4 protein-coding genes are annotated in these 2,662 nt (G+C 61.3%); all 4 read left to right on the top strand.

What is annotated here, in order from left to right; genetic code table 11:
- Positions 1-102 precede the first annotated feature (102 nt).
- Complete coding sequence (locus NS365_RS22870; RefSeq protein ID WP_058602590.1) at positions 103-393, top strand: putative quinol monooxygenase; 291 nt, start codon at positions 103-105, stop codon at positions 391-393.
- Positions 394-415: 22 nt separating this feature from the next.
- On the top strand, positions 416-1,102 hold the full coding sequence (locus tag NS365_RS22875) for an MBL fold metallo-hydrolase (protein WP_058602591.1): 687 nt from the start codon (positions 416-418) through the stop codon (positions 1,100-1,102).
- Positions 1,103-1,573: 471 nt separating this feature from the next.
- Positions 1,574-2,143 carry a TerD family protein gene (locus NS365_RS22880; protein WP_058602592.1) on the top strand — a complete coding sequence of 190 codons (570 nt, stop codon included), beginning with the start codon at positions 1,574-1,576 and terminating at the stop codon, positions 2,141-2,143.
- Between the two features lie 97 nt (positions 2,144-2,240).
- Positions 2,241-2,662 (top strand): TerD family protein (locus tag NS365_RS22885; protein WP_193753525.1); only part of this gene is annotated, 422 nt, incomplete at its 3' end.

Raw genomic sequence — 2,662 nt, forward strand, 5'->3', positions numbered from 1 at the left:
TGCTTGGCGGGCCATCAATTCCCCGCCAGCCGTTGCGCCCCGGCGCGGGCGGCTTATCTTCGCCGGGTCGTTGACCGACGACATGCAACGGGAGTGTCTGCCATGAGCGTTCTGACCATCATCGCCCGCCTGAAGGCCAAGCCGGGCCACGAAGCCGATCTGGAGCGTGAACTGAGCGCCCTTCTCGCCCCCACGCGCGCCGAAAAAGGTTGCATCCAGTACGACATGCACCGCTCGCACCAGGACCCCGGCCTCTTCTATTTCTACGAGAACTGGGAAAGCCGCGAACTCTGGAACGACCATATGAAGACGCCCCACATCACGGGCTTCGGCGCCAAGCAGGGGGATCTCGCCGAAAGCTGGGAGTTGTTCGAGGGCGAGAAGGTCGGTTGAGCGGCGAAGGGAGGAGGCCTCGTTGAAGATCACCTTTTACGCCCATGCGAGCTTCCGGCTGGAAGCGGACGGGCTCGCCGTCGTCACCGATCCCTATACCCCGGCCCGCAGCGGCTTCGATCCGATAGCAGAGCCGGCCGACATCGTGCTCATGAGTTCGGCGACGGACGATTTCCATTCCGACCCAAGCCATGTTGGCGGCGATCCCACAATCGTCAATACACTGGAACTCCCGCCCGAGGGTACGGTCGTGAAGGGCGTGCCCGTCCGCCCTTTCCCGGCCTATGAAAGCCTGACCTTCGACTACCAGTCGGCCTTCGGCCGCGACCCGGACGCCAACGCGCTCTATCTCTTCGAGCTGGGCGGTATCCGCGTTCTGCATATGGGCGACATCGGCAATCCCGTCGCGCCCGAGCATCTGGACGCGCTCGCCGGCCAGGTCGATCTTCTTCTGGCGCTGACCGGAGAGCACGCGACCATCGCCCTCGACGATCTCGACGCCGCCATCGCGCGCATCCGGCCGGGCGCGATCATTCCGATGCACTATCACAGCGGCAAAGGGGTGCTCGCCATCGAGCCCGTGGAGCGGTTCACCGAGCGCTTCGCGCCCGAGCGTCTGCGCCGCGTCGGCACCACCAGCCTGGAACTCACGAAAGACATGCTGAACCCGGACCAGCCGACGATCTTCGTTCTCGACCAATCGCGCTGAAGCGCCCTGCCCTGTTGCGGAAGCCGTCCCTTGCCCCGCGAGGGGCGGCTTTTCGACGAGACCTTCCCGGATCGAACCTCAGGTGTTGCGGCGGGGCCGATTTTTGCTAAGCTCGCCTCAGTTGTATCTTCGAGCGCGTGGGTTGAGCGCGATTCCATAGTCGGCTTCATCAAACGCATCGGGCATCGTTACAGCTCCGCCAGGTGGGCATGGAACTGACCTGACGACATACTGTATAAGCGCGTCACCAATCGGGTAGATTCTACGCAATCCCGATAATCCGATGCGTTTATCGCATTGAAATAATATTACCACCTTACAAATACAATTCTAATTCATATCGCTAGAGTCTAACTACCATCGATATAGGATATTTTATCTTTCAGATGAACATTTAAACGTGATCGATCATCCCTATAAATTGCATGAGTGGCGGTATACAAGATCCCTGCGAAAATGATCTGGGGTGTCATGAGCATTTCTTTGAAGAAGGGCGAGCGTCTGTCGCTCGATAAACCCGGCGGTCTGACGCGGGTGCGAATGGGTCTGGGTTGGGATCCCGCCAAGGGCGGCTGGTTTTCGCGGGGCAAAGCTGTGGACATGGATGCGTCCTGCATCCTCTTTTCGGGCGACAGGCCGATCGATACGGTCTGGTTCAAGCAATTGGCGTCCCGCGACGGATCGGTGACCCATTCCGGCGACAATCGAACGGGTGACGGCGAGGGAGACGACGAGTCCATCACCGTGGACCTCGCGCGCCTTCCGACCGAGGTGGACGGACTAGCCTTCACGGTGAATTCCTTCACGGGCGAGACTTTCGAGAAAGTCGCCAATTGCCGATGCCGTCTCCTGGACGAAGCGGGCGGCGGTCAGGAATTGTGCAACTTCGCCCTGTCCGAACAGGGCGCGCATCAGGGCGTGCTGATGGCCGTGATGAAGAAGATCGGTTTCTCCTGGTCTTTCCGAGCGGTCGGCGCGCCAGGCACCGGGCGGACCTTCGACGCTCTTCTGCCGGTCGCGGCAGCGCAGCTTCGCGAATAGGCGGCTCCTTCTCCGCCCGACGGAGGGGCGTTTTCGATCATCGGTCCGCCCTGATCCTCCTTTTGGCCGCGCGTCTTCTCCTTTCACGAGTGACATCATGACGATCCTTCTCCCCGGCCAGAATGCGCCTCTGACGCAACAGGATGCCGAGATGGTGGTGAGCTTCGGCGGGCGAAGCGTCGTCGATGTCTCGGCCTATCTCCTGGATGGCTCAGGCAAGGTGCGCGGCGACGAGGACATGGTCTTCTACGGTCAGACCGCAAACCCCTCCCGTTCGGTCCGTTTGCAGGTTTCGGACACGCGTCGGGCGGTCCTGTCCTTGGATCTATCCCGAGTGCCGGAGGCCATCGAGCGGATCGCCGTCTGCGCGGCGGTGGACAATTCCGCCGCGCCGAACGGCACATTGTCCGACACGCTGCCGATCGAGGTCGAAATCGCCGCCTATCGCTTTGCCCCCGTGCCGGAGCGAAGCGATATTTCCGCCATCACGCTGATCGAGCTTTATCGCCGCAACGGAGC

It is taken from the genome of Aureimonas ureilytica (assembly GCF_001475935.1).
In the GTDB taxonomy this organism is placed as follows: Bacteria; Pseudomonadota; Alphaproteobacteria; order Rhizobiales; family Rhizobiaceae; genus Aureimonas; species Aureimonas ureilytica_A.

Coding starts and splice junctions, on each gene's coding strand:
- NS365_RS22870 (WP_058602590.1), top strand. CDS start 103: ATGAGCGTTCTGACCATCATCGCCCGCCTGAAGGCCAAGCCGGGCCAC.
- NS365_RS22880 (WP_058602592.1), top strand. CDS start 1,574: ATGAGCATTTCTTTGAAGAAGGGCGAGCGTCTGTCGCTCGATAAACCC.